The sequence below is a fragment of the Rhodococcus sp. NPDC047139 genome, assembly GCF_040643435.1.
GTDB lineage: Bacteria > Actinomycetota > Actinomycetes > Mycobacteriales > Mycobacteriaceae > Rhodococcus.
Genome location: NZ_JBEYUH010000005.1, coordinates 248,868 through 269,635, shown reverse-complemented (window position 1 = coordinate 269,635; position 20,768 = coordinate 248,868). Strand labels below are relative to the sequence as shown.

Annotated in this window: 19 protein-coding genes; 4 read left to right on the top strand and 15 right to left on the bottom strand. The window is 67.7% G+C overall.

Going from position 1 to position 20,768, the window contains the following annotated elements; translation table 11 throughout:
• The first annotated feature begins 130 nt into the window (after positions 1-130).
• A complete protein-coding gene (locus tag ABZ789_RS08670; RefSeq protein WP_358421883.1) occupies positions 131-820 on the top strand; it encodes an SGNH/GDSL hydrolase family protein in 690 nt (229 codons plus the stop codon).
• Positions 821-907: 87 nt separating this feature from the next.
• On the opposite strand, the gene ABZ789_RS08665 is transcribed toward ABZ789_RS08670, so the two are convergent.
• Genes ABZ789_RS08665 through ABZ789_RS08650 form a run of 4 tightly spaced genes read right to left on the bottom strand, consistent with a single transcriptional unit; the run spans position 908 to position 5,605 of the window.
• A complete protein-coding gene (locus tag ABZ789_RS08665; RefSeq protein ID WP_358421880.1) occupies positions 908-1,930 on the bottom strand; it encodes a BMP family protein in 1,023 nt (340 codons plus the stop codon).
• A 59-nt stretch (positions 1,931-1,989) separates the two neighbouring features.
• Positions 1,990-2,952 (bottom strand): ABC transporter permease, encoded by a 963-nt coding sequence (locus ABZ789_RS08660; RefSeq protein ID WP_358421877.1) that lies wholly within the window; start codon positions 2,950-2,952, stop codon positions 1,990-1,992.
• Positions 2,949-4,022 carry an ABC transporter permease gene (locus tag ABZ789_RS08655; protein WP_358421874.1) on the bottom strand — a complete coding sequence of 358 codons (1,074 nt, stop codon included), beginning with the start codon at positions 4,020-4,022 and terminating at the stop codon, positions 2,949-2,951. Before ABZ789_RS08655 ends, ABZ789_RS08660 begins: the two co-directional genes overlap by 4 nt.
• Positions 4,019-5,605, bottom strand: coding sequence for an ABC transporter ATP-binding protein (locus ABZ789_RS08650; protein ID WP_358421871.1), 1,587 nt, complete (start codon positions 5,603-5,605; stop codon positions 4,019-4,021). Before ABZ789_RS08650 ends, ABZ789_RS08655 begins: the two co-directional genes overlap by 4 nt.
• Before the next feature lie 129 nt (positions 5,606-5,734).
• Here ABZ789_RS08650 and ABZ789_RS08645 point away from each other — a divergent pair, with 129 nt between their 5' ends.
• Both ABZ789_RS08645 and ABZ789_RS08640 read left to right on the top strand, forming a co-directional pair.
• Positions 5,735-6,316 (top strand): helix-turn-helix domain-containing protein, encoded by a 582-nt coding sequence (locus ABZ789_RS08645; protein ID WP_358421868.1) that lies wholly within the window; start codon positions 5,735-5,737, stop codon positions 6,314-6,316.
• Positions 6,317-6,404: 88 nt separating this feature from the next.
• A complete protein-coding gene (locus ABZ789_RS08640) occupies positions 6,405-7,397 on the top strand; it encodes a 2-oxoglutarate and iron-dependent oxygenase domain-containing protein (RefSeq protein WP_358421865.1) in 993 nt (330 codons plus the stop codon).
• Here ABZ789_RS08640 and ABZ789_RS08635 read toward each other — a convergent pair.
• The 11 genes from ABZ789_RS08635 to ABZ789_RS08585 form a co-directional block, all read right to left on the bottom strand.
• A complete protein-coding gene (locus ABZ789_RS08635; protein WP_358421862.1) occupies positions 7,361-8,851 on the bottom strand; it encodes an aldehyde dehydrogenase family protein in 1,491 nt (496 codons plus the stop codon). The two genes, ABZ789_RS08640 and ABZ789_RS08635, sit on opposite strands and share 37 nt — an antisense overlap.
• On the bottom strand, positions 8,851-9,738 hold the full coding sequence (locus tag ABZ789_RS08630) for an aromatic ring-hydroxylating dioxygenase subunit alpha (RefSeq protein WP_358421859.1): 888 nt from the start codon (positions 9,736-9,738) through the stop codon (positions 8,851-8,853). The genes ABZ789_RS08635 and ABZ789_RS08630 overlap by 1 nt, the downstream gene beginning before the upstream one ends.
• Complete coding sequence (locus ABZ789_RS08625; RefSeq protein ID WP_358421856.1) at positions 9,735-11,285, bottom strand: FAD-dependent oxidoreductase; 1,551 nt, start codon at positions 11,283-11,285, stop codon at positions 9,735-9,737. Before ABZ789_RS08625 ends, ABZ789_RS08630 begins: the two co-directional genes overlap by 4 nt.
• Positions 11,272-11,895, bottom strand: coding sequence for a thiamine pyrophosphate-dependent enzyme (locus ABZ789_RS08620; protein WP_358421853.1), 624 nt, complete (start codon positions 11,893-11,895; stop codon positions 11,272-11,274). Before ABZ789_RS08620 ends, ABZ789_RS08625 begins: the two co-directional genes overlap by 14 nt.
• Complete coding sequence (locus tag ABZ789_RS08615) at positions 11,892-12,392, bottom strand: thiamine pyrophosphate-binding protein (protein WP_358421850.1); 501 nt, start codon at positions 12,390-12,392, stop codon at positions 11,892-11,894. Before ABZ789_RS08615 ends, ABZ789_RS08620 begins: the two co-directional genes overlap by 4 nt.
• Before the next feature lie 35 nt (positions 12,393-12,427).
• Entirely contained in the window at positions 12,428-13,015 is a 588-nt protein-coding gene (locus ABZ789_RS08610; protein ID WP_358421847.1) for a glutathione S-transferase family protein, read from the bottom strand.
• Positions 13,012-13,653, bottom strand: coding sequence for a Rieske (2Fe-2S) protein (locus tag ABZ789_RS08605; protein ID WP_358421844.1), 642 nt, complete (start codon positions 13,651-13,653; stop codon positions 13,012-13,014). The genes ABZ789_RS08610 and ABZ789_RS08605 overlap by 4 nt, the downstream gene beginning before the upstream one ends.
• Complete coding sequence (locus ABZ789_RS08600) at positions 13,650-13,904, bottom strand: hypothetical protein (protein WP_358421842.1); 255 nt, start codon at positions 13,902-13,904, stop codon at positions 13,650-13,652. Before ABZ789_RS08600 ends, ABZ789_RS08605 begins: the two co-directional genes overlap by 4 nt.
• 348 nt (positions 13,905-14,252) lie before the next feature.
• Entirely contained in the window at positions 14,253-16,949 is a 2,697-nt protein-coding gene (locus tag ABZ789_RS08595) for a molybdopterin cofactor-binding domain-containing protein (RefSeq protein ID WP_358421839.1), read from the bottom strand.
• A complete protein-coding gene (locus tag ABZ789_RS08590; protein WP_358421836.1) occupies positions 16,946-17,773 on the bottom strand; it encodes an FAD binding domain-containing protein in 828 nt (275 codons plus the stop codon). Before ABZ789_RS08590 ends, ABZ789_RS08595 begins: the two co-directional genes overlap by 4 nt.
• A 4-nt stretch (positions 17,774-17,777) precedes the next feature.
• The gene (locus tag ABZ789_RS08585; protein WP_358421833.1) at positions 17,778-19,151 is read right to left on the bottom strand and encodes an 8-oxoguanine deaminase; all 1,374 of its coding nucleotides are present in this window, start codon (positions 19,149-19,151) and stop codon (positions 17,778-17,780) included.
• Between the two features lie 141 nt (positions 19,152-19,292).
• On the opposite strand from ABZ789_RS08585, the gene ABZ789_RS08580 reads away from it, so the two are divergent.
• Entirely contained in the window at positions 19,293-20,759 is a 1,467-nt protein-coding gene (locus ABZ789_RS08580; protein ID WP_358421830.1) for a helix-turn-helix domain-containing protein, read from the top strand.
• Positions 20,760-20,768: the final 9 nt, after the last annotated feature.

The window sequence follows — 20,768 nt, the reverse complement described above, 5'->3', positions numbered from 1 at the left end:
ATATGTTGTCACTCGGGCCTTGCAAAGTCGAACGAACGGTCGTACGTTTAAACAATACGTACGACCGTTCGTGTTTTTGTGCGGGGCAGGTGGCGTGGCGATCTCCACTCGTTCCGAGGAGGAACTGAAAATGAATCGCGATACATTGCAAGACAAGGAGTTCCAATCGGAACTCGACGATCCGATGGTGCTGACGCCTGATGCGGCGAGCCAGATGATGAACGACATGCCGTGGTCCCGCTTCGCGGTGATCGGCGATTCGATCGCCGCGGGTATCGGTGACCCGTGGCCCGGATACGCCGACCTGCCGTGGGCCGACAGAGTGGCCGCAACCCTGAGATCCGTGCGCCCGGATCTCACCTACCTCAACACCGGCAGGATCGGTGCCACCATCGACGAGGTCCGGTCCCGGCAGGTGAAGCCCGTCCTCGACTGGGGGCCGGATCTCGTGCACGTCAACTGTGGTGGCAATGATCTCTTCCTGCACGATGCCGGGATCGTGGCGGTGGAACGCGGCCTCGACGAACTCTGTGCAGCAGTGACGGCCGGCGGGGCAAGGCTGTCGATGTTCACGCTGGCCGATGCATTCACCGGCCCCTTCCTTCCGCTGAGACCCCGATTCGCCGAGTTCGCAGATGTTGTCCGCCGGGTGGCCGGCCGCTACGACGCGATCCTCACCGAGTTCTGGGACCACCCGGCCCGGCTCAGGCGAAACTGGTTGAGCAAGGACCGTATTCATCTCACGATGGCCGGCCATGCGGTGGTGGCGACCGAGGTCACCAGGTCGCTGGCCCGCTTCGGCGACCGCGCTGCGGCCTGAACCGCGGTGAACGGCCGAGACCGGTGTCGTTCGCGAGATCAATTCGGAAATCGCAGACGACACCGGTCTCGGGGAGGCGGATCAGGGCTACACGCCGCCCTTGTAATCGACCTCGAACTCACCGGACTTGATCTTCTCTTTGTACTCTTCGAACAGTGCCATCGCCTCGGGTGAGATCTTGTCGGCGAAGGCAGGGTTCACCACGACGTCCAGCCCACCCTCGGTGATGTCCACCTCGTAGTACTTCGCAGGATCGACGTTGCCGGCCTCCACGTCGGCGACCATGGCCCGAAGTACCTCGTCGAGGTTCCACACGACGGAGGAAACGACATTCTCGGGTGCCAGTGGACTCTGGTCCATGGTGTAGCCGGCGACGCCTACGCCGCGCTGCTTGGCGCCTTCGATGGTGGCTGCGTCGACGCCACACGTGGAGAACTGGTCGGCACCCTGGTCGACGAGTGCGTTGACCGCCTCGAGGGTCTGCGCCGCAGCGTCGGACCAGCCGCCGATGTAGGCGGGGCGCAGCTGGATCTCGCCGGGTCCCTTGTAGGTCAGGCGTGCGCCGTCGGCGAAGGCCTCGATCTGGGCCTTGCACACCGGGATCTCGAAGCCGGCCGTGCCGGCGAGGATTCCGGTCTCGGTGAGGTCGCCGGCGAGGATTCCGGTGAGGAACGAACCCTGGTAGAACGGCTGGCTGTAGTCGGCGAGGTTCGCGGTGATGTCACCGAAGCCTCCGGCGTACGCGAACAGGACGTCGGGGTAGTCCGCGATGACGCCCTTGATGGGTTCGCCGTAGTTGAACGAGTGACCGACGATGAGCTGGTTACCGTCCTCCGCAAGATCCGTGACGATCTGTGCGATCTGCTCCGAGGTGGCGCCCGAATCCTGCTGCACCACTGTCAGATCGATGAGGCCCTCGGCCTCGAGCTTCTCGGCTCCCTGCACCATGCCCTGATTCCAGCCGAGGTCGTTGGCCGGACCGGAGGTGACGATCGCGGCCTTGACGACCCCGTCGCCTCCACTCTCTGCCGGAGTGTCGGAACTCGAACAACCTGTCACCGCGACTCCGACGACAGCTGCGGCGGCCACAGCGGTACCCAATTTCTTCACGTGATTCTCCTGAGGGGAAGGGAGGGCTCGCACTTACGAGCCCCTGACTGGCGGGAGACTTATTTCGCCGCGACGAACGGAACGCCGAGGGCTTTCGGGGAGTTGCTCCGGGCGAACCACACGGTGGTGGCGATGACGGCGAGGAGTGTCACCGCGTACGGCATGGCCTGGAACAATTCGTAGGGAACGGAGGTGGCCTGCCCGCCCGAGGCCGCCTGAACTCGCAGCTGGAAGGCGTCCACGAGACCGAACATGAAGCCACCGGCCATGGCGCCGAGCGGATTCCACCGCGCGAGAATGACGACACCGAGAGCAATCCAGCCGCGACCACCGGTGATGCCGTCCTGGAAGAAGCCCAGCCCGTCGATGACGAGAGCGCCTGCCATACCCGCTGCGGCGCCGGAGATCAGCAGTGTGATCCACCGGGTGCGCGGAACGGAAACTCCCACCGAGTGGGCGGCTTCGGGGCTTTCACCGGCGGCGCGGATCGACAGGCCGAAGGCCGTTCGCGACAACACCCACCACAGTGCGACGACCAGTGCCACGGCGAGGTAGACGAGCGGCGACTGGGAGAACACGATCGGGCCGACAACCGGCAGGTCGGACAGAACCGGAAGGTCGAGCGGTGTGGTGCCCTGGATGCGAGGAGGGGTGCCGGTGATGCCGAATACCTGCAGGTACAGGAACGACGCGAGGCCGGTACCGAGGATCACCACCGAGATGCCGGTGATGATCTGGTCGACCGCCATCGTGATCGTCAGACCACCGACGATCGCAGCGGTGAGCAGACCGGCGAGCGCGCCGGTGACGGCGCCGAGCATCGGCTGTCCGGTGTAGTAGACCGTCACGAAGGCCGTGACCGCGCCGACCATCATCTGGCCCTCGATACCGAGGTTCATCAGGCCGGACCGTTCGGCAAGGCAGGCTCCGGCTGCGACGAGGACGATCGGTACGGCAAGCCGCAGGGCCGCGGTGAGCAGGGGGACGAGGGCGCCGGCGCCCAGGACGTCGGACCAGTTCAACGGGCACGCTCCACGATTCGGTTGGCGAGCAGCACCGTCAGGATCATGACGGCCTGGATGACGGTGCCGATGGACGCAGGGATCTCCTGGGTGCGCTGTACGGCCTGACTACCGAGAGTGAGGCCGGAGACCAAGGCGGCGGCGAGCACGATCCCGAACGGGTTGCGGCGGCCGAGCAGCGCGACCACGATCGCGGTGAATCCGATCCCCGACGAGATAGCGAGTGAGAGCCGGAACTCGCTGCCCAGCAGCATGATCGCACCGGCGATACCGCCGAGTGCGCCGCTGACGAGGGCAGACGTGACGATGGTACGTGCGACGGAGATGCCGTTGGCCTCGGCGACGCTGGGACTCTCACCGACGATCTGCGAAGAGAACCCGAAGCGGGTGGACCGCATGAGCCACCACACGAGGGGTACAGCTGCGATCGCCACGAACACGCCGATGTGGATGCGGGTGCCGGGAATCGTCGCGAGTGCTGCCCAGTCGGGAATCCGCTCGGACTCGGGAGTGAACCCGTTCGGGTTGGCGAGGGGTTTGCGCACCGCCCACGCCAATATGTAGAAGACGAGGTAATTGAGCATGAGCGACGAGATGATCTCGTTCACTCCGTATCGTGCCTTCAGTACCCCGGCGATGCCACCGATGCACGCACCCGCGGCTGCCGCGGTGACTGCGACGACCGGGATCGCGACCCAACTCGTCCCCAGCGGCATGCTGAGCACCACCGCGGTGGCGGTGATCGCGCCCACATCGTAGTGGCCCTGAGCTCCGATGGTGATGAACCCGGTCCGGTACGCGATCGCGTAGCCGAGACCCATGAGTACCAGCGGGGTCATCCCGGTGAGGAGCCGCCCGAGCTGGGTGTCGCCGCCGAGTGCGGCGGTGAGCATGGTCGCATAGGCCTCGCCGGGGTTGCCTCCGGCGACGACGATGAGGATCGCGCCTGCGGCGAGGCCCACGGCGACGGCCAGCAGGGGCACGCCGAGGGTGGTCGCGAGGGCACGCACCCGAGAGGCGGCAGCCGGTTCCTCCGCCGTGGTCGTCGGGGTGAGAGTTTCTGTGCTCACGCCGCGGCCTCCTGGAATCCGCCCATGGCCGAACCGATCGCTTCCCTGTCGAAGGGGCCCTCGTCGAACTCGGCGACGATACGCCCGCGGTAGAGCACCACCACGCGATCGGCGAGGCTGCAGATCTCGTCGAGATCCGAGGACACCAGCAGAATCGCGGCACCGCGGGACCTGTGCTCGACGAGGGTGTCCCACACGAACTCGGTGGCGCCGATATCCAGGCCCCGGGTGGGCTGCGCGACCACGAGGACATCGGGTGCCCCGTCGAGTACCCGGCCGAGGACCACACGCTGTGCGTGCCCCCCGGACAGGGTGCCGGCGAGGGTGCGCGGACTCTGGGCCTTGACCGACAACGCGGCGATGATGCGCTCGGCCCGTTCGCGAACGGCTGTGCGCGACAGGCGGCCCCAGCGACGCGCGAGCGGGGGGCTGGTGTAGCTGTCGACGGCGAGGTTGGTGTCGATGCCGAGCGCCTTGATCAGGCCGCGGGTGTAACGGTCGGACGGCACGATGCCGACGCCGGCTTCGCGAATCGCCCGTGGGGACGAGGCATCGATCTCCCGTTCGGCGACGCACACCGCTCCGGAGGCGTCAGGGGCCAGCCCGGACAGCACATCTTCGAGCGCGGACTGGCCGTTGCCCTCGACTCCGGCGACGGCGACGAGTTGCCCGGAGGCGACCCGCAGGGTCACGTCGTGAAGCTGCCCCGGGACGGACACGCCTACGAGTTCGAGCATCCGTCCCCCGGGCGGTTCGGTAGCGGCGCGGCGGATGTCGAGTCCGACATCTCGGCCGACCATGTCGCGTGCGAGCTCGGCGGTCGTGACCTCCGCAGCTTCGCCCGTGGCCGTATCGTCCCCGCGGACAGGCTTCTCGGAGACGAGTTGTCCTCCTCGAAGCACGCCGACCCGGTCGGCGGCTTCGAGGACCTCTTCGAGATGGTGTGTGATGAGCACGATCCCGACACCCCGCTCGGTCGCGAGTCGCCGGATCTGCATGAGCAGCGAATGAACTTCGGTAGGAGCAAGATTCGCGGTGGGCTCGTCGAGCAGCAGATACCTCGCGCCCAGGTGCAGTGCACGCAGGATCTCGACCCGCTGCTGTTCACCGACCGAGAGGTTCTCGACGCGCGCTGCCGGGTCGCAGGCGAGACCCGTGTCGGACGCGAGCGCTGCGATCTCCGATTCCGTGCGACGCAAACGCTTTCGCCCGACGACGCCGTGTGATCGGCCCAGCAGGAAGTTCTCGGCGACCGTCATGCTCGGTACGAGCATGAAGTGCTGATGGACCATGGCGATCCGGTCGTTTCCCCCGTCCGCGAGTGAGTTGCCGTCCACCTCGATGGAACCGGAGTTCGGCGGAAGCAACCCGGTGAGGATGCGCATCAGTGTCGACTTGCCTGCGCCGTTCTCCCCGAGCAGCGCGTAGACCTCGCCGGGTCGCACATGCAACGAGACGTCGCGGAGGACGGTGTTGTCTCCGAAGGACCGGTGGATACCGCGCATCACGACGCCCTCGACCGGGCCGGATGCGGCGGCTGCCGCAGAGGCGCCGATGCCTGCGGACGAAATTGCTGTCACCATTCGGAGGGACCTTCCAAGTAATCGCTGTTTGTTAAGCCGAGACGATCCAGGTTGATAATTGAGCTACCGTGTCCGATCCGTGACGATCATGTTTCGGGGACCCGGAGAAAGGTGAAATCCGAGGTGCCGATGGAGACAGCGGGAGAACAGGATCGGGTCGCGCGCGTGGGCAGTGTCATTCGCGAGGTCCGCCGGCAGGAGGGGCTGACCGCGCGGACGTTGGCGTCGCGTGCCGGAGTCAGCCAGGCGTTTCTCAGCCAGGTCGAACGCGGCCTCAACGCCCCGTCGCTCGCGACCCTTTACAAGATCGCCGATGCGCTGGGCCGGTCGCCCTCCGACTTCCTGGATCCGGCCCCCGCCGACGACGTGCTGGTGGTACGGGCCGCAGGCCGCGTCGCCCGAGCGGTGACGGGAACGCCTGCGGCGCCGGTGACGTGGATGGCGCGCGGCAACGGGGCGATCGCCGAGGTGTACCAGTACGAGATCGGACCGGGCGACGACATCGGCGGATGGTTCCGGCGCTCCGACGATCTCGTAGTGGTGATGACCGGTGGACGGCTCGAGGTGGAGGTGCGCGGACGCCCGGCGGTCGAGCTCGCGGAGGGGGATTGCCTGTTCGCCGCCGCGGGAGCCGAGATGCAGTGGCGCCACCGGGGTGCGGAGCCGGCACGTCTGGTGCTGTGTGTCGGAGCGCGAGCCGAGAACCTGTAACACGGTCCTCACCGGCACGAGACGGACCGGCAGTATCGGGGAAATTAACTCATAGCGATCACCCGTCCGTCGTCTTCAGGAGTCACCCATGGAATCCCTGCCCCTCATCGATCTTCGTCCGCTACGTGACGGAAGCGATCCGCGTGCGGTCGCCGACGCGCTCGACGCCGCCTGCACAGACCTCGGCTTCTTCGTCGTCACCGGACACGGACTCGACCCCGATCTACGCGCCGCGACGATGGAACAAGCACGCCGCTTCTTCGCGCTGCCGTTCGAGGAGAAGATGGAGATCGCCATCGCGAAATCTTCCTGCCACAGCGGATACGTGCCTCCCAAGACGGAAATCCTCGACCGCACCGCCGGTGCGGACGGCAAAGAGGCCCTCGACATCACCTTCGACCGGGCTGCCGACCACCCCGAGGTCGTCGTGGGCACGCCGCTGCACGGTCCGGCGCAGTGGCCCGCCTCGCTCATGCCCGACTTCAAGAGCGTCACCGACGAATACGCGAGGGCATGCCTCGACATCAACGCCCACATCATGCGCGGGCTCGCGCTCGCGCTCGGCCTCGACGCCGAGGCTTTCGTACCGATGTTCACCGATCCACTCGCTTCGCTGCGGATGCTGCACTACCCGCCCGTTCCCGTCGGCGACACCACGCCCGGCGCCGCGGCTCACACCGACTACGGCTCGTTGACGCTGCTCGCACAGGACGACATCGGTGGGCTGCAGGTCGCCGCGCGGGGCGGCGGGTGGATCGACGTCGTGACCCCTCCCGACGCCCTGATCGTAAATCTCGGCGACATGATCGCCCGGTGGACCAACCACCGGTACGTCTCCACCAGGCACCGCGTACTCAATCCCACGACCGGGCACCGCTATTCGCTGCCCTACTTCGTCACCCCGAACTTCCATGCGGTCATCGAGGCGATCCCCACCTGTGTCGAACCGGGAGTGGATCCGATCTACCCGCCGATCAGGGCCGGCGAGTACATGCTCTCGCGGTTCAATGCGACGCACGCCTACCTCGGGGCCCCCACGGACGGTCAGACCGACAAGCACACCGTCTTGGTCTCGAGGTAGTTCTCCAGGCCGGCCGCGCCGTTCTCGTATCCCCACCCGGATTGCTTGTGGCCACCCTTGACCAGTTCCGGTGAGAAATAGGAGTGACAGTTGATCCACACGGTGCCGGCGCGGATCGCGCCGGCCACCCTGTGGGCCCGCGACAGATCCGACGTCCACACGCTCGCCGCGAGGCCGTAGTCGGTGTCGTTGGCCCATGCGATCACTTCGTCGGGATCGTCGAAGGGCGTCACGGTCACGACCGGGCCGAAGATCTCCTCCCGCATCATCGGCAGATCCGGGGCGGCGTCGACCACCACGGTCGGCTCGTAGAAGCTGCCGGTCTCTCCCACCATGCGACCACCGGTCACGACCGTGGCCCCCGCCCGTACGCCGTCGTCGACGTAGGACGCCACCGTCTCGCGGTGCCGCAGGCTCACCAGCGGACCGAGATCGGTGTCGTCGTCGAGACCGTGGCCGAGCCGCAGGGCACCCGCCGCCGCGGCGAGACCGTCGACCACCTGTTCGTAGACGCGACGCTCGGCGTAGATCCGGGAACCGGCGACGCACACCTGACCGCAGTTGGCGAAGATGCCGCGTGCGAGGCCGGGGATGGTGAGCGGCAGATCGGTGTCGCCGAAGACGACCGCCGGGGACTTGCCGCCGAGTTCGAGGGTGAGCCGCGAGAGATTGGCCGCCCCGGCCGAGGCGACAAGCTTCTTCCCGACGTCCGTGGACCCGGTGAAGGTCACCTTGTCCACACCGGAATGCTCCGCCAGCATGCGCCCGACCTCCCCGCCACCCGTGAGGATGTTGACGACTCCGTCGGGAATCCCGCTCTCCGCGAGTAGTTCCCCGAACCGCAGGGCGGTCAGCGAGGTGTCCTCGGCGGGCTTGAGTACGACGGTGCATCCCGCTGCGAGCGCCGGCGCCAGCTTCATCGCCGCCATGAGCAGCGGCGAGTTCCACGGCACGATCGCGGCGACCACTCCGACCGGTTCGCGCACGGTGTGCGCGACGACCTTCCGGCCCGGCGGTGCGTAGGTGATCGAAGGGGTGACGGTCGTCCCCGTGATCTTCGTGGCCCATCCGGCGTAGTAGCGGAACTGCTCGGCCGCGGAGGGGATCTCCGCGAACCGGGAGGTCGCCCACGCCTTGCCCTGGTCGAGGGTCTCGAGTTCGGCGAGTTCGTCGGCGTGGGCGTCGATCGTCTCGGCGATACGCCACAACACGCGTGCGCGGGCCGCAGGGGTGCACGAGGCCCACTCGTGCTGCAGGGAACGCCGTGCGGCGGCGACCGCGGTATCCACCTCGTCCGCCCCCGCAGACGCGATCGTCGCGAGCGGCACACCCGTGGCCGGATCGACCGTCTCGAATGGTGCGCCGGAACCGGCGACCCACCGTCCGTCGACGAGCAGCGATTTGGTGCCGTCGCGGAGGAAGTCGGCACAGTATCGGGGGAGGGCGGCGGTCATCACGTGTGTGCTCCTCGGGTGTCGGCGGGACGGAACGGCAGGGCGCCCCAGCGAAGTCCCTTGGCCTTGAGCCAGCGCCGGTAGGTGACCGACGAGGCGTCGGCGCGGGTGGGGATCTCGTCGCGCGGATCGAGCGGCAGCAGCAGGGGACGCTGGTTCTCGACGATGATGCGGTCCTGCAGGAAGATCACCTGCTCGAACTGCACCAGCTCGGTGTGCGACGAGTCCGGATCGACGAGATACATCACCGGTTGTGCGCGACACAGGGTTTCGTCGATCGGCTGGATGAACAAGGCGATCGCGTCGAGGCGGGAGGGGTCCGAAGGCGAGATCCGGTAGAGCATCACCTGATAAGGAGCGGGAACCCGGTAAGTGAGTTGTGCGAACGAGCCCTCCGAGGCAGCGGACATCTGCGGCTGGAAGAACGTGCAGTCGGTCGCCCACACCTCGTCGGTCTCCCGACGGATCTCCCACTTGTACCGCGCGACCTCCGTGGCGGCCTCACCGCCGAGGATGCCGGTGTGCACGAACGGAAAGTGCGCCATGTCCAGGAAGTTCTCCACAACCCGGCCAGGAGAGGACCGGAGCGTGACCCACCCGCACGGCACGTACCGCCGGTCGTCTTCGTCGGCCTCGTCGATGGGGAACACGTCCTTCTCGGGGGTGCCGAGGGTGGTCCACACGAAACCGTATCGGCGCCGGACCGGAAGCGCGGTGTCGCCGTCGTGCACCGTCGGTTCTCCGTCGGCGCCGACAATGCACTCGACGTCGGCGCCGAGCAGTCGGGTGCGCACGACGGCCTCGGCCACCTCGTGTTCGGAACAGACCGGATACCACTGGTTCAGCACGACGGGGTCGTCGCAGCGTGTGGTGATGCTGGTCGTCACGACAGTCTCCTCTCGGTTCCGGTGATCAACGCGGCCGCACGCTCGGCCAGAGCGATCACGGGGGCGTTGGTGTTGCACGACGGGAGCACGGGGATGACGGACGCGTCCACCACGCGGAGTCCGTCGACCCCGTGGACACGCAGGTCCGGATCGACGACCGAGTCGAGCCCCACGCCCATCGCGCACGTGCCGCCGGTGTGGAAGAAAGTTGCGCAACTCGCGCGGACGAAGGCTTCGGCGTCGGCGCGGCCGAGTCGGCGTTCCGGTGCCACGGGCGTTTCCACGAGTCCCTGTAGGGCGTAGGTCCCGGCCAGATCGAAGACGCGGTCGAGGCCGGCGACGAGGGCATCGAGGTCGCGGGGATCGGACAGATATCGCGGGTCGATTATCGGTGGCGTGCTCGGGTCCGCGGAGCGCAGTGCCAGTTGCCCGACGCTGTAGGAGCGCATGAGACCGGGAGAGATCGCGAAGACGTCGCCGGTGACGTCGTAACGTGCGGCGATCTCCGGGGTGGCGTGCGAACCCTGGACGACGAATGCGTGCAGGTCGGGCAGGTCGAGCGATGGGTCCGACCGCCAGTTCAGGATCGCGCCGCCACCATTGTCGCGCGCCGGGCCGAGCGCGCTGCGGGACCGGAAGTTCACGCCCATGAGCAGCGGATGGTCCTGGAGGTTGCGTCCGACACCGGGCAGTGCGGTGTGTACGGGGATCCCGTGTTCACGCAGGTGCGTGGGGTCGCCGATACCGGAGAGCAACAGTAGATGCGGGCTCGAGATCGCCCCGGCGCACAGCAGGACCTCGGCGTCGGCACGGACCACGCTGTCCGTGTCTGCGCTGCGGTACCGCACGCCCGTGCACCGGTCGCCCTCGAACACCAACTCCGACACCGTGACGTCGGTGCGGACGGTGAGATTGGGCCGGGTCCGCGCCGGATCGAGATAGGCGCGTGCCGTGCTGACGCGGTGTCCGTCGTCGATCGTGAGGTTCGCCAGGGCGGCGCCCTCGATGTCCGGCCCGTTGCAGTCGTCGAGTACCGGCATGCCGAGTTCGGCTGCGGCGTCGAGCAATCCGATGGCGATAGGGTGCGGGTCGGCGGGACGGGTGATGCGCACCGGCCCCCCAGCGCCGCGGAAGGCGGTGGCGCCGCCCTCCCAGTCCTCGGCGCGGCGGAAATAGGGGAGCAGCGACGCGAAATTCCAGCCCTTGGCGCCGGCGGCCTCCCACGCGTCGTAGTCCGACGGGTGTCCGCGATACCAGAGCATCGCGTTGATGCTGCTCGATCCGCCGAGGACCCGGCCTCGTGGGATCGGCACGGCGCGACCGTCGATCAACGGGTTGGGAGCATAGCTGTGCCCCCAGTCGTAGTCGCCGCCGAGCAGTCCGGCCCAGGTCGCAGGCGCGGCGATCGAAGAGAGACCGGCGTGGTCCGGTCCTGCCTCGAGGAGAAGCACGGAGGTGTCGGGATTCTCGCTGAGACGGGCGGCCAGGACGCACCCCGCCGACCCGCCACCGACGACGACGTAGTCGAAACCGTCAGTTGTGTTCACTGGGACCCATGATGGTGATGCCCTCCGTCGCCTCCACGTGGCGGACGAAGATGTACTTGTCCTCCCGGCCGTCGCTGTGCTTGCGCTTGATGCCCGGCTGCACGACGCTCGAGACCTTCGCGACGAGCACGTACGGTTCGTCTGCGGACAGCCCTGCGACGCAATGTTTGTCGAACTCCTCGAGTGTCTCGGCGGTATACGCCTTCTCGATTCCGGCGCCGCGTGCGATCGCCGCGATGTCGACCTTGCCCTTGGCGGTGTGGGTCGGCGGGCCGCCGATCGACTGGTAGCACTCGTTGTCCCACACCACCGTGAACAGGTTGCGGGGTTGCTCGTTGGCGAGGGTCGCGAGGATGCCGAGGTTGAACAGCATGCCGCCGTCCGTGTCGAGCGAGATGATGCGCCGGTGCGGCAGGCCCACCGCGAGACCGAACGCCTGTGGGGTCACACAGCCGAGCTGCTGCTGGAACAGACTCGCCTCACGCATGTGCGGGGCGGCGTTGTACCACTCGTCCACGCTCGCGCCGAGGGAGAGGATGACGAGTTCGTTCTCGAGCCGGGCGGCGAGTGCCTGCATGCACTCGAATCGGGTCATGCGCATGGTGGTCATCGGACGAGTCCTCCCCCGAGGGCGATGGCGGAATGGTGGTAGGCGGAATAGGACCACTCGAAGGCGTCGTGAATGGCGCGTTCGATCGCGTCCTCCTCCCGCACGATGCGGTACGGGATACGCAGTGCGTCGAGGATCGGTTCCATGGTGATGCCGTGCGGCACGGCCCACCAGTTGTTCTCGCCGAGCTCGCCGCGGTAGCTCATGAGCATGATCACCGGGATGCCGGCGCCCAGACCCATGCGTGCGAGAGGCTCGACGGAGGCACGCAGGCCGGAGTTCTCCATGATGAGCGCGGCACGCTTGCCGGACAGGAAGATCCCACCGCAGATCGCGGCGCCCTCGCCCTCGTTGGTGACCTGGATGGTGCGGATGGTGGGGTGCTCGTCGAGAGCGGGATAGAGCTCCTTGAACAAGGAGTCGGGCAGGTAGCACACGGTGGTGACGCCGGCCTTCTCGAGGCCGCGGATCACCGCGTCGACGGTGGACTGTTGCATGTGGCGTCCTTTCGGAATCCGGGAAGTCGGAGAACTCAGGGGAAGACGGGGATACCGGGCATCTCCACGAAGCCGGGAAGCTGCTTGATACGACGGATCCAGCTGCGCAGAGCGGGGTAGCGGTCGTGGTCGATCCCGATGTCCCGGCTCAGGGCGGCCGCGGGAAACAGGGCGAGATCGGCAACCGTCGGCCGGTCGGCAGCCACCCATGCTTCGTTCGTCGTGTGGGAGGCGAGCAGGTCGTCGAGCGACTGCACTACAGCACGAGCGGCCGTGGTGTCGACGGCGTCCGTCGTGTACAACGATGTCTCCCTGCCGGAGTAGAACTCTTCGAGCGGCCCGGTCGCGAAGTCGATCCACTCGTCGGACGGTGCGGCCCAAGAGGTTCCGTCGGTGAGGTGGCCGAGAACGTCGACCGGTCCGACGAGTGTCGCCGTTCCGGTCTCGAACACCGGAAGCAGGCCGGTGGGCGTGATCTCGCGGTAGGGGGATTCGAGGTGAGCGCCACCGGGGAACACGTCGACGGGTCGTACCCGATGTTCGATCCCGAGCAACGCCAGCGCCAGGCGCACCGAGTAGCACCGCGGATCGAGTGGAAAGTCGTGCAGGACAGGGATACTCACGAGTCCATGACCTCTCGCGCGGGCGACGCGGAGTCGCGGAGTTCGTGCAGTCGGAGGACGAGGGTGTTCACCGTGGCGGCCGGCACGACGTCGGCCGCCACGACGTGCACGGCCGTGGTCTTCGCATCGATCTTCTGGACGCCGGCGAGTACGTCGGTTCCGTCGAGGGTGCCCGTGGCGAGTGCGGCCGCGTCGGGTCCGTTCAGGCCGAGACGAGAGAGGGCGGTGTCCCGATCGCCGTCGATCCATACCGACCGCACCGGGGTGATCGCCGTGCCGGGAAGATCGGGCGTGCCGGTGGTGTCGACAGGTGCCACCCACACGAGGCCGGCGCTTTCGACGGCCCGGTACCGTTGTGGCCTCACTGTTTTCGGCGGTTCCATCCGGGGGTGGGCGGGGACGTGCCGGCACGCGCCGGCGCCGTCGAACTGCCAACCGTGATAGAGGCATACGAGGCGGTCTTCGCGGACGAAGCCGAAGGACAGGCGCATGCCGCGGTGCGGGCAACGGTCGGCCCACGCGTGTACCGCGCCGTCCGTCCCGCGCCACAACGCGACGGATTCTCCGTCGACGGTGGTGCCGGTCGCGGTGCCCGGCTCGATGTCTCGGGCGAGGGCGACGGGAGTCCATACGGTCATCGGGTCGGGTTCCTCTCGGTCGAAGTGAGATCGAGGACGACGTTGGTGCCGGGTGCGAGGGCACAGGCAGTCTCGAGCGCGTCGACGAGGTCGGGATCGCCCTCTGTACACAGCTCGATGCGGTGCCGGGTCGCCGAGGCTACGGTGGCACGCACCTGCAGCAGATCGGCGCGGGCCGCGATGAAGTGCGCCATGGCTCCAGGGTCGAATCGTCCTACCAGCGTGAGGGTGGACGAGATCGTGCCGCACATGTCAGCAGTGGGTGCGCCGGCCGCGGAAGGGGCTCGGTATCGGGGAACATCGCATGGGAACCTCCGGGACGTGGGGTGCTTCGTCTGCGACGGCCCTCGCGCCCGTCACCGGAGAGTCCTCTTCCGGAGGGGAGCTCCGGATCGTTCACCGGCAGGGCCGGGCGGACATCATCGGATCGATTACCGATGTGGTTCAGTACTTTACACAGTTCGACGGGCCGAATCGACCCTGCTGCATCAACTTCGTGTTACAGCTGCGTTGCTCACGGCCCGTACACCGAACGAGACCGATGCCGTGTGCGAAATCCGGCCGGAAATCCACACGACACCGGTCTCGATCGGACGGTCTCACTGCAGCAGGCGCCAGATGCGATCGCGGGAGAGCGGCAACTCGTGCGGTCGCACCCCGATCGCGTCGCGGACGGCGTTCGCGAGTGCCGGGGCGACGGGATTGAACGGCGCCTCGCTCATGGACTTGGCGCCCATCGGGCCGAGTTCGTCGTAGGTGTCGGCGAAGTAGACCTCGGTGCGCGGCACGTCCGCGAACTGCGGAATGTGATAGTTGCGCAACGCATCCGTCGTCACCCGACCTTCGTCGTCGGTGAGGATCTCCTCGAACATCGACGCCCCGAGCGCTTGCGCGGCACCACCTTCGATCTGTCCGCGGCACTGTTCCGGATTGAGGACGGTACCGGCGTCCGCGGACTGGATCGACCGGAGGATCTGTACCTCGCCGGTGCGGACGTCCACGGCGACGCGGAAGGCCTGCACATTGAACGACAGCGACCTCGGCAGGCCACCGTGCCGGCCTTCTGCTCGCAGCGGTTCCCCGGTGGCGTCGAGAAGTTCGGCGGGGGTGACGAGACGATCGCCGCATCGGACGCCGTCCGGGCACAGTTCCGCCTGCTCGGGGTCGGTGCCGGTGAGTTCGGCGGCCGCCTTCGCCATTCGGCGACGCAGTTCACGCGACGCATTGAGCAGGGCCTTCGATGCGACGACGGTGCCCGAGGATCCGAAGGCGCCGGTGTCGTGTGTGGTGACGTCGGTGTCGGATTGGTGGACGACGATGCGGTCGGGCCGGGTACCGAGTGCGGTGGCCGCGATCTGGGTGTGCACGGTCGTGGTGCCGTTCCCGAACTCCGCGGTCCCTACGCGAGCGAGATAGCGGCCGTCCCGGCACAATTCGATCGACGTATCGGCGATGTGACCGTTGGGGGGATTGGTCGCGATCATGGCCAGCGCCATCCCGTCACCGATACGCCAGTATTCTCCCGTCGGCGCGGGTCGGCCACCGCTGCGGGACATCGCCCGCTGTGCGAGATCGAGGCACTGGTCGAGCCCGTAGCTGCCGTACATCAGATCGGCGCCCTCGGGGTGCGCGGCGACCAGCGGATCTCCCGGGACGACGACGTTGCGACGCCGGAAATCGTACGGATCGATGTCGAGTTTTCGGGCCAGTTCGTCCATCGCGGACTCGACCGCGAAGATGACCTGACCGAGGCCGTAGCCGCGGAAGGCGCCCGACGGCCGGTTGTTGGTGTACACCGATTCGGCATCGACGCGCTTGTTCGCGCACCGGTACACCGCGATCGATTCGCTGCAACCGTGGAACATCACGCCGGGGCTGTGATTTCCGTAGGCGCCCGCATCGGCGAGCACGTCGATCGCGAGCGCGGTGAGGATCCCGCTCGAGTCGGCGGCGGCAGTCACGTCGACGCGCATGGGATGCCGGCACGGTGCGATGGTCAGTTGATCGGAGCGGCTGAACTCCCACTGGACGGGTCGGCCGGTCTTCAGGACGGCTGCGGCGACGACGTCCTCGACCAGCATCTCCTGCTTGGCTCCGAAGCCCCCGCCCAGCCGGGCGGTGTGCACACGCACGCGGTCCTGGTCGAGTCCGAAGATGTGACACAGTTCGTCGCGCACCAGGAAGGGCACCTGTGTGGAATTGCGGATGACGAGGCGACCCGTGTCGTCGAGATACCCGATGGCACCGTGGGTTTCGAGGTGGGTGTGCTGCACGCGCTGCGTCTGCCAGCGTCCCCGGACCACCGCGGCTGCCGACGCCAGGGCGGCGTCGACATCGCCGGTGCTGCCGTGGATCTCGGCGACGACGTTGCGGCCGGGATCGGCGATGCGTGCATCGGCCGTCTTGTCGGCGTGCAGTAGTGGAGCTCCCGGCTGCCGGGCCCTGTCGGGATCGAGCACGAAGGGGAGTTCCTCGTATTCGACGCGGATCGATCCGAGTGCCTCCTGCGCACGGGCGGGACTGTCGGCGACGACCGCGGCGACCCGTTGCCCGCGAAACCGCACCACCCGGTCGAACAGATAGGTGTCGTCCGGATCGTCGGTCCGGTTCTCGTGGCGCGCGGTCGAGTATGCGGTAGCGGGAGCATCGCGGTGGTACAGCACCGCATGTACGCCGGGCAGTGCCTCCGCGGCGGAGGCGTCGACGGAGACGATTCGTGCATGGGTGTACGGGCTGCCGAGGACGGCGATGTGCAGCAGGCCGTCGACGGCAGTATCGAGGGTGTAGGGCTCGGTGCCGGTGACGACACGCGTCGCGGCGGGTGCGCGCTGCGAACGCCCGCACGACGGCCCGTCCGTCTCCTCCACGTTCGTCCGCCCGCGCAGAGCGTCCTCGATCGAGCGGTAACCGGTGCACCGGCAAAGGTTCCCCTTCAACCGGTTCGGCAGGTCGTCGAGATCCTCCTCCGCGAAGGTGGAGGCGGTGACGATCATGCCTGCGGTGCAGAACCCGCATTGGAAGCCGGCGGCGTCCACGAATCGCTCCTGCACGGGGTGCAGGTGGTCGGGGGTTCCCAGTCCTGTCACGGTGGTCACTTCGTGTCCGTCGACTCGTGCGGCCGGGACCAGGCACGAGTGAACCGGTTCGCCGTCGAGCAGGACCGAGCAGGCGCCGCAGTCTCCGGCGTCACAGCCCTTCTTCACCTCGAAGTGGTCGGTCTCGCGCAGGAGAGTACGCAGACACTGGCCGGGATGGGGTTCGACGTTGTGTTCGCGGCCGTTGACGGTGAGTTTCACGGCAGGACCTCCTCGGCGGACAGTTCGGTGCGGACCTCTTCGGCGAGGACGGCGGTGACGGCGCGTCGCCAGTCGGCTGCGCCGTGTGCATCGGTGTGGAAGTCCTCCGCCAGGATGAGCCGAGACAGGTTGTGGGACAACTCCTGTGCCGACGGGATGTCGGCGAAGCGCAGAAGGAACGGGCGCACGGTGGCTGCGGTGATCGAGATGGTGACCCTGCCGTCGTCGTCCCGGCGTCCGATGACCACGCTCCCCGAACGTCCCAGAGGCGACAGAGCGATCTTCCGGAACGCGGTGCGGGAGTTCAAGGTCTGCGTCGGGATACGGATGCTCCGCAGGATCTCACCCGGTGTGAGCACGTTCGAGCCGACACCGCGCACGAAGTCGGCCACCGGCACGTGCCGCTCGCCGCCGTCGATCGTCCAGATCTCCGCAGTCGCGTCGAGCGCGGAAGCGAGGGAGATCATGGCTCCGGCGGGGAACGACAGGCAGATGTTGCCGCCGACGGTGGCGCGCTTCCAGATCTTCCACGATGCGAGCAACGCCTCGGCGCACTGCCGGAACAGCGGCGCCGCCTGCCACTCGTGATTGCCGGACAACGCGGCCAGTTGTTCGACGGTGCAGGTCGCGGCGACCTCGAGGGTGTCGGAGTGCAGCGTGATCGGGGGCCAGCGGAGACCGGAGAGGTCCACGAGCCGGCGCAGGTGCGGTTGCGGTTCGGAGAACAACCAGGTGCCGCCACCGACCGGGGCATCACCTGCATCGAGCATCAGTTCCGAGCGGTCACGGGCGATGTCGTAGGCGATCACATTGTGCAGATCCACCGGTTCACCCCGCTTTCGCGACGAGTTCGGCGTGTTCCGCGGCGACCTGCCGCGCTACTGCGTGCTCGTCGACGGTGCGGACCTCGTCGCGGACGAGGACTTCGCGACCGTTGATCAACAGCAGTTCGAGGGGCGGTGTACTGCCGAGGACCAGTGCCGCGACGGGATCGGCGATGCCGGAGTGGGCAAGACCGTCGATCCGCCACAAGGCCAGATCGGCGAGCTTGCCGACCTCGATCGATCCGATCTCGTTCTCGCGACCGAGGACCCGGGCGCCGCCGATGGTGGCGAGTTCGAGGCTCTGCCGCACCGTCATGGCCCGCGGCCCGCTCCGGGCCCGGGCGAACAGTGCGGCGTGGTGCGCCTCCTCGAGCATGCAGCACGACTCGTTGCTGGCCGCGCCGTCGACACCGAGGCCGAGCGGCACTCCCGCGGCGTACATGTCGGCGGCGCGGGCGATACCGGCACCGAGCCGGGCGTTGGAGGTGGGGCAGTGCGCCGCGCCCGTGCCCGACGCGGCGAGAACTCCGATGTCGCGATCGTCGAGGTGCACGGCGTGCGCGTACCACACGTCCGGGCCGGTCCAGCCGAGAGATTCCATGTACTGCACCGGTTTGCAGCCGAACTTCTCGAGGCAGAAGTCTTCCTCGTCGAGTGTCTCGGCGAGGTGGGTGTGCATCCGCACCCCGAGATCGCGGGCGAGCAGGGCGGATTGCTTCAGGAGGTCACCGGTCACCGAGAACGGCGAGCACGGTGCGAGCGCGATGCGCAACATCGAATCGAAGGACGGGTCGTGCCAGCGGTCGACGGCTTCGCGGCTGCCCTCGAGGATCGCGTCGATGTTCTCGACGATGTGGTCGGGCGGCAGGCCCCCCGCGCTCGCACCGAGGTCCATCGACCCGCGGCACGGATGGAAGCGGATACCGACCTCGGCGGCGGCGGCGATCTCGGCGCCGAAGACGTCACCGCCGTCACGAGGAACGACGTAGTGGTGGTCTGTGCTGGTCGTGCAGCCGGTACGGACGAGGTGGGCGAGTGCGCCCTTGGCTGCGACGTGGACGGCGTCGGCGTCGATGCCGCCCCAGACGGGGTAGAGAGTAGTGAGCCATTCGAACAGGGTGTGGTCGGCGGCAAGCCCTCGCGTGATCCATTGGTACAGGTGGTGATGGGTGTTGATCAGACCCGGTGTGAGCACGCAGCCGGTGCCGTCGACGCTCTGCGCGTCGTCGAAGCCGGTGGGCTCACCCGCTCCGATCGCGACGATCCGGTTGCCGGAGACGACGACGTACCCGTTGCGGTGTTCGGTACGGGCGCTGTCCATGCTCACCACGTGTGCGCCGCGGATGACGAGCGGCCGGTCGGTGGGGTGCGAGTTCATCGTCGACTCCTCGGATCGTCGGGAGTCTTCAGTCAACTGCGCCGGACAGATGTACCTCTGCGGCAGCACGCACGAAACACCGCGGAAATCCGCGGCTCCTACTGTGCGATCGTCCAACACGATAAACGGGAGGTGAACACCGTGCTTCTTCGAGATGTGGTCGACGCTCCGGAGCTCGGAATCCGTGTGCTGCACGGCGCCGAGGAGGTTCTGAACCGACCGGTGCTGCGAGCGTGCACCACCGACATGCCCGACCCCACGCGCTATGTGTCTGCCGGCTCGCTGGTGTTCACCGGACTGGTGTGGCGGCGCTCCGCCGAGGACTCCGATCTGTTCGTCAAACGGCTCGTCGGCGCCGGAGTGGCGGCGATGGCAGCGGGCGAGGCCCTGTACGGTCGGGTGCCCGACGACGTGATCGACGCGTGCGTACGGCACCGTCTGCCCCTGCTCGTGGTGCCCGACGACGTGCCCTTCAGCCGAGTGATCGAGTACATGACCGGGCAGATGGCCGGAGCCCGCATGGATCGCTTGCAGACGGGGTTGGCAAGGCAACGGCAGTGGCTCGCTGCCGTCGCCGACGGGCGCAGCGTCGACGAACTGCTCGAGGGGCTCGCGCAGCAACTCGGCGTGGAGGCGTCGCTGATCACCTCGACCGGGGTGACTGTGGCGGGGGGACTCGAACTCGACGAGCCCGCACTCGACCGGGTCACCGCGGCCGCGTTGACCACCGACCGGTTTCCCCTCCGTCTTCCCGGTGGCATCACGGTGCTGCCGGTGGGCAGGGGACTGACGGACCGGATCGATGCGTGGTTCCTGGTGATCCGGCACGAGGAGATCGTTTCGGAGTGCGTCGATGCGTTCTCCGAGTTCGCGGCGGTGGTCGCGCTCGACCGAGTGCGCCGCGACGAGCGACGCCGGGTGGCATGGGAGATCACCGACCGGACGCCGGCGACCTTCGCCGGAACGAACTCGCGGGTGGCGGTGGTCGCCGCGGCCGAGGGCCGGATCCCGGCGGCCGTCCTGCGGGGTCTGCTCGAGGACGTCCTCGACGGAGCGATCACCTCGTTGGACAGTACGGGCCGGGTGGTCGTGCCGGTTGCCGGGACGGAAGCGGAGGTGACCCGGACCCTGCGCAGGCGGCTCGGGCGTCTGGTGCCGACGCTGCGCGACGACCGGCTGTTCGTCGGTGTCGGCGGCGAATGCAATGACGGTGACCCGGCCGGAGCGGTCCGTGCGGCGGCGTCGGCCTGCGCTGCGGCGCACAATGATCCGGGACCGGTGTCGGTGCGACGCGCCGAACTCGATTCGGCGCTCGGGCTGCTCTCGACGCTTCCCGACGAGTTGCGCCGAGCCTACGCGGATCGATTGCTCGGCGACGTCGTCGAACACGACAGACGTACCGATGCGGGTCTGCTCGCGACGCTCGAGGCCTTCCTGGATTGCGACGGATCCTGGCGCCGCGCGGCCGAACAATTGCACGTGCACCTGAACACGGTTCGCTACCGCATCGGGCGGGTCGAAGCGCTCACCGGGCGGAGCCTCTCGCGCACCGGTGACCGCTTCGACCTGTACCTCGCGTTGCGATCCCTGGATCCGATCGTCGTGTGAGTGACACCC

Coding starts and splice junctions, on each gene's coding strand:
- ABZ789_RS08670 (WP_358421883.1), top strand. CDS start 131: ATGAATCGCGATACATTGCAAGACAAGGAGTTCCAATCGGAACTCGAC.
- ABZ789_RS08650 (WP_358421871.1), bottom strand. CDS start 5,605: ATGGTGACAGCAATTTCGTCCGCAGGCATCGGCGCCTCTGCGGCAGCC.
- ABZ789_RS08645 (WP_358421868.1), top strand. CDS start 5,735: ATGGAGACAGCGGGAGAACAGGATCGGGTCGCGCGCGTGGGCAGTGTC.
- ABZ789_RS08640 (WP_358421865.1), top strand. CDS start 6,405: ATGGAATCCCTGCCCCTCATCGATCTTCGTCCGCTACGTGACGGAAGC.
- ABZ789_RS08635 (WP_358421862.1), bottom strand. CDS start 8,851: ATGACCGCCGCCCTCCCCCGATACTGTGCCGACTTCCTCCGCGACGGC.
- ABZ789_RS08620 (WP_358421853.1), bottom strand. CDS start 11,895: ATGACCACCATGCGCATGACCCGATTCGAGTGCATGCAGGCACTCGCC.
- ABZ789_RS08615 (WP_358421850.1), bottom strand. CDS start 12,392: ATGCAACAGTCCACCGTCGACGCGGTGATCCGCGGCCTCGAGAAGGCC.
- ABZ789_RS08605 (WP_358421844.1), bottom strand. CDS start 13,653: ATGACCGTATGGACTCCCGTCGCCCTCGCCCGAGACATCGAGCCGGGC.
- ABZ789_RS08600 (WP_358421842.1), bottom strand. CDS start 13,904: ATGTGCGGCACGATCTCGTCCACCCTCACGCTGGTAGGACGATTCGAC.
- ABZ789_RS08585 (WP_358421833.1), bottom strand. CDS start 19,151: ATGAACTCGCACCCCACCGACCGGCCGCTCGTCATCCGCGGCGCACAC.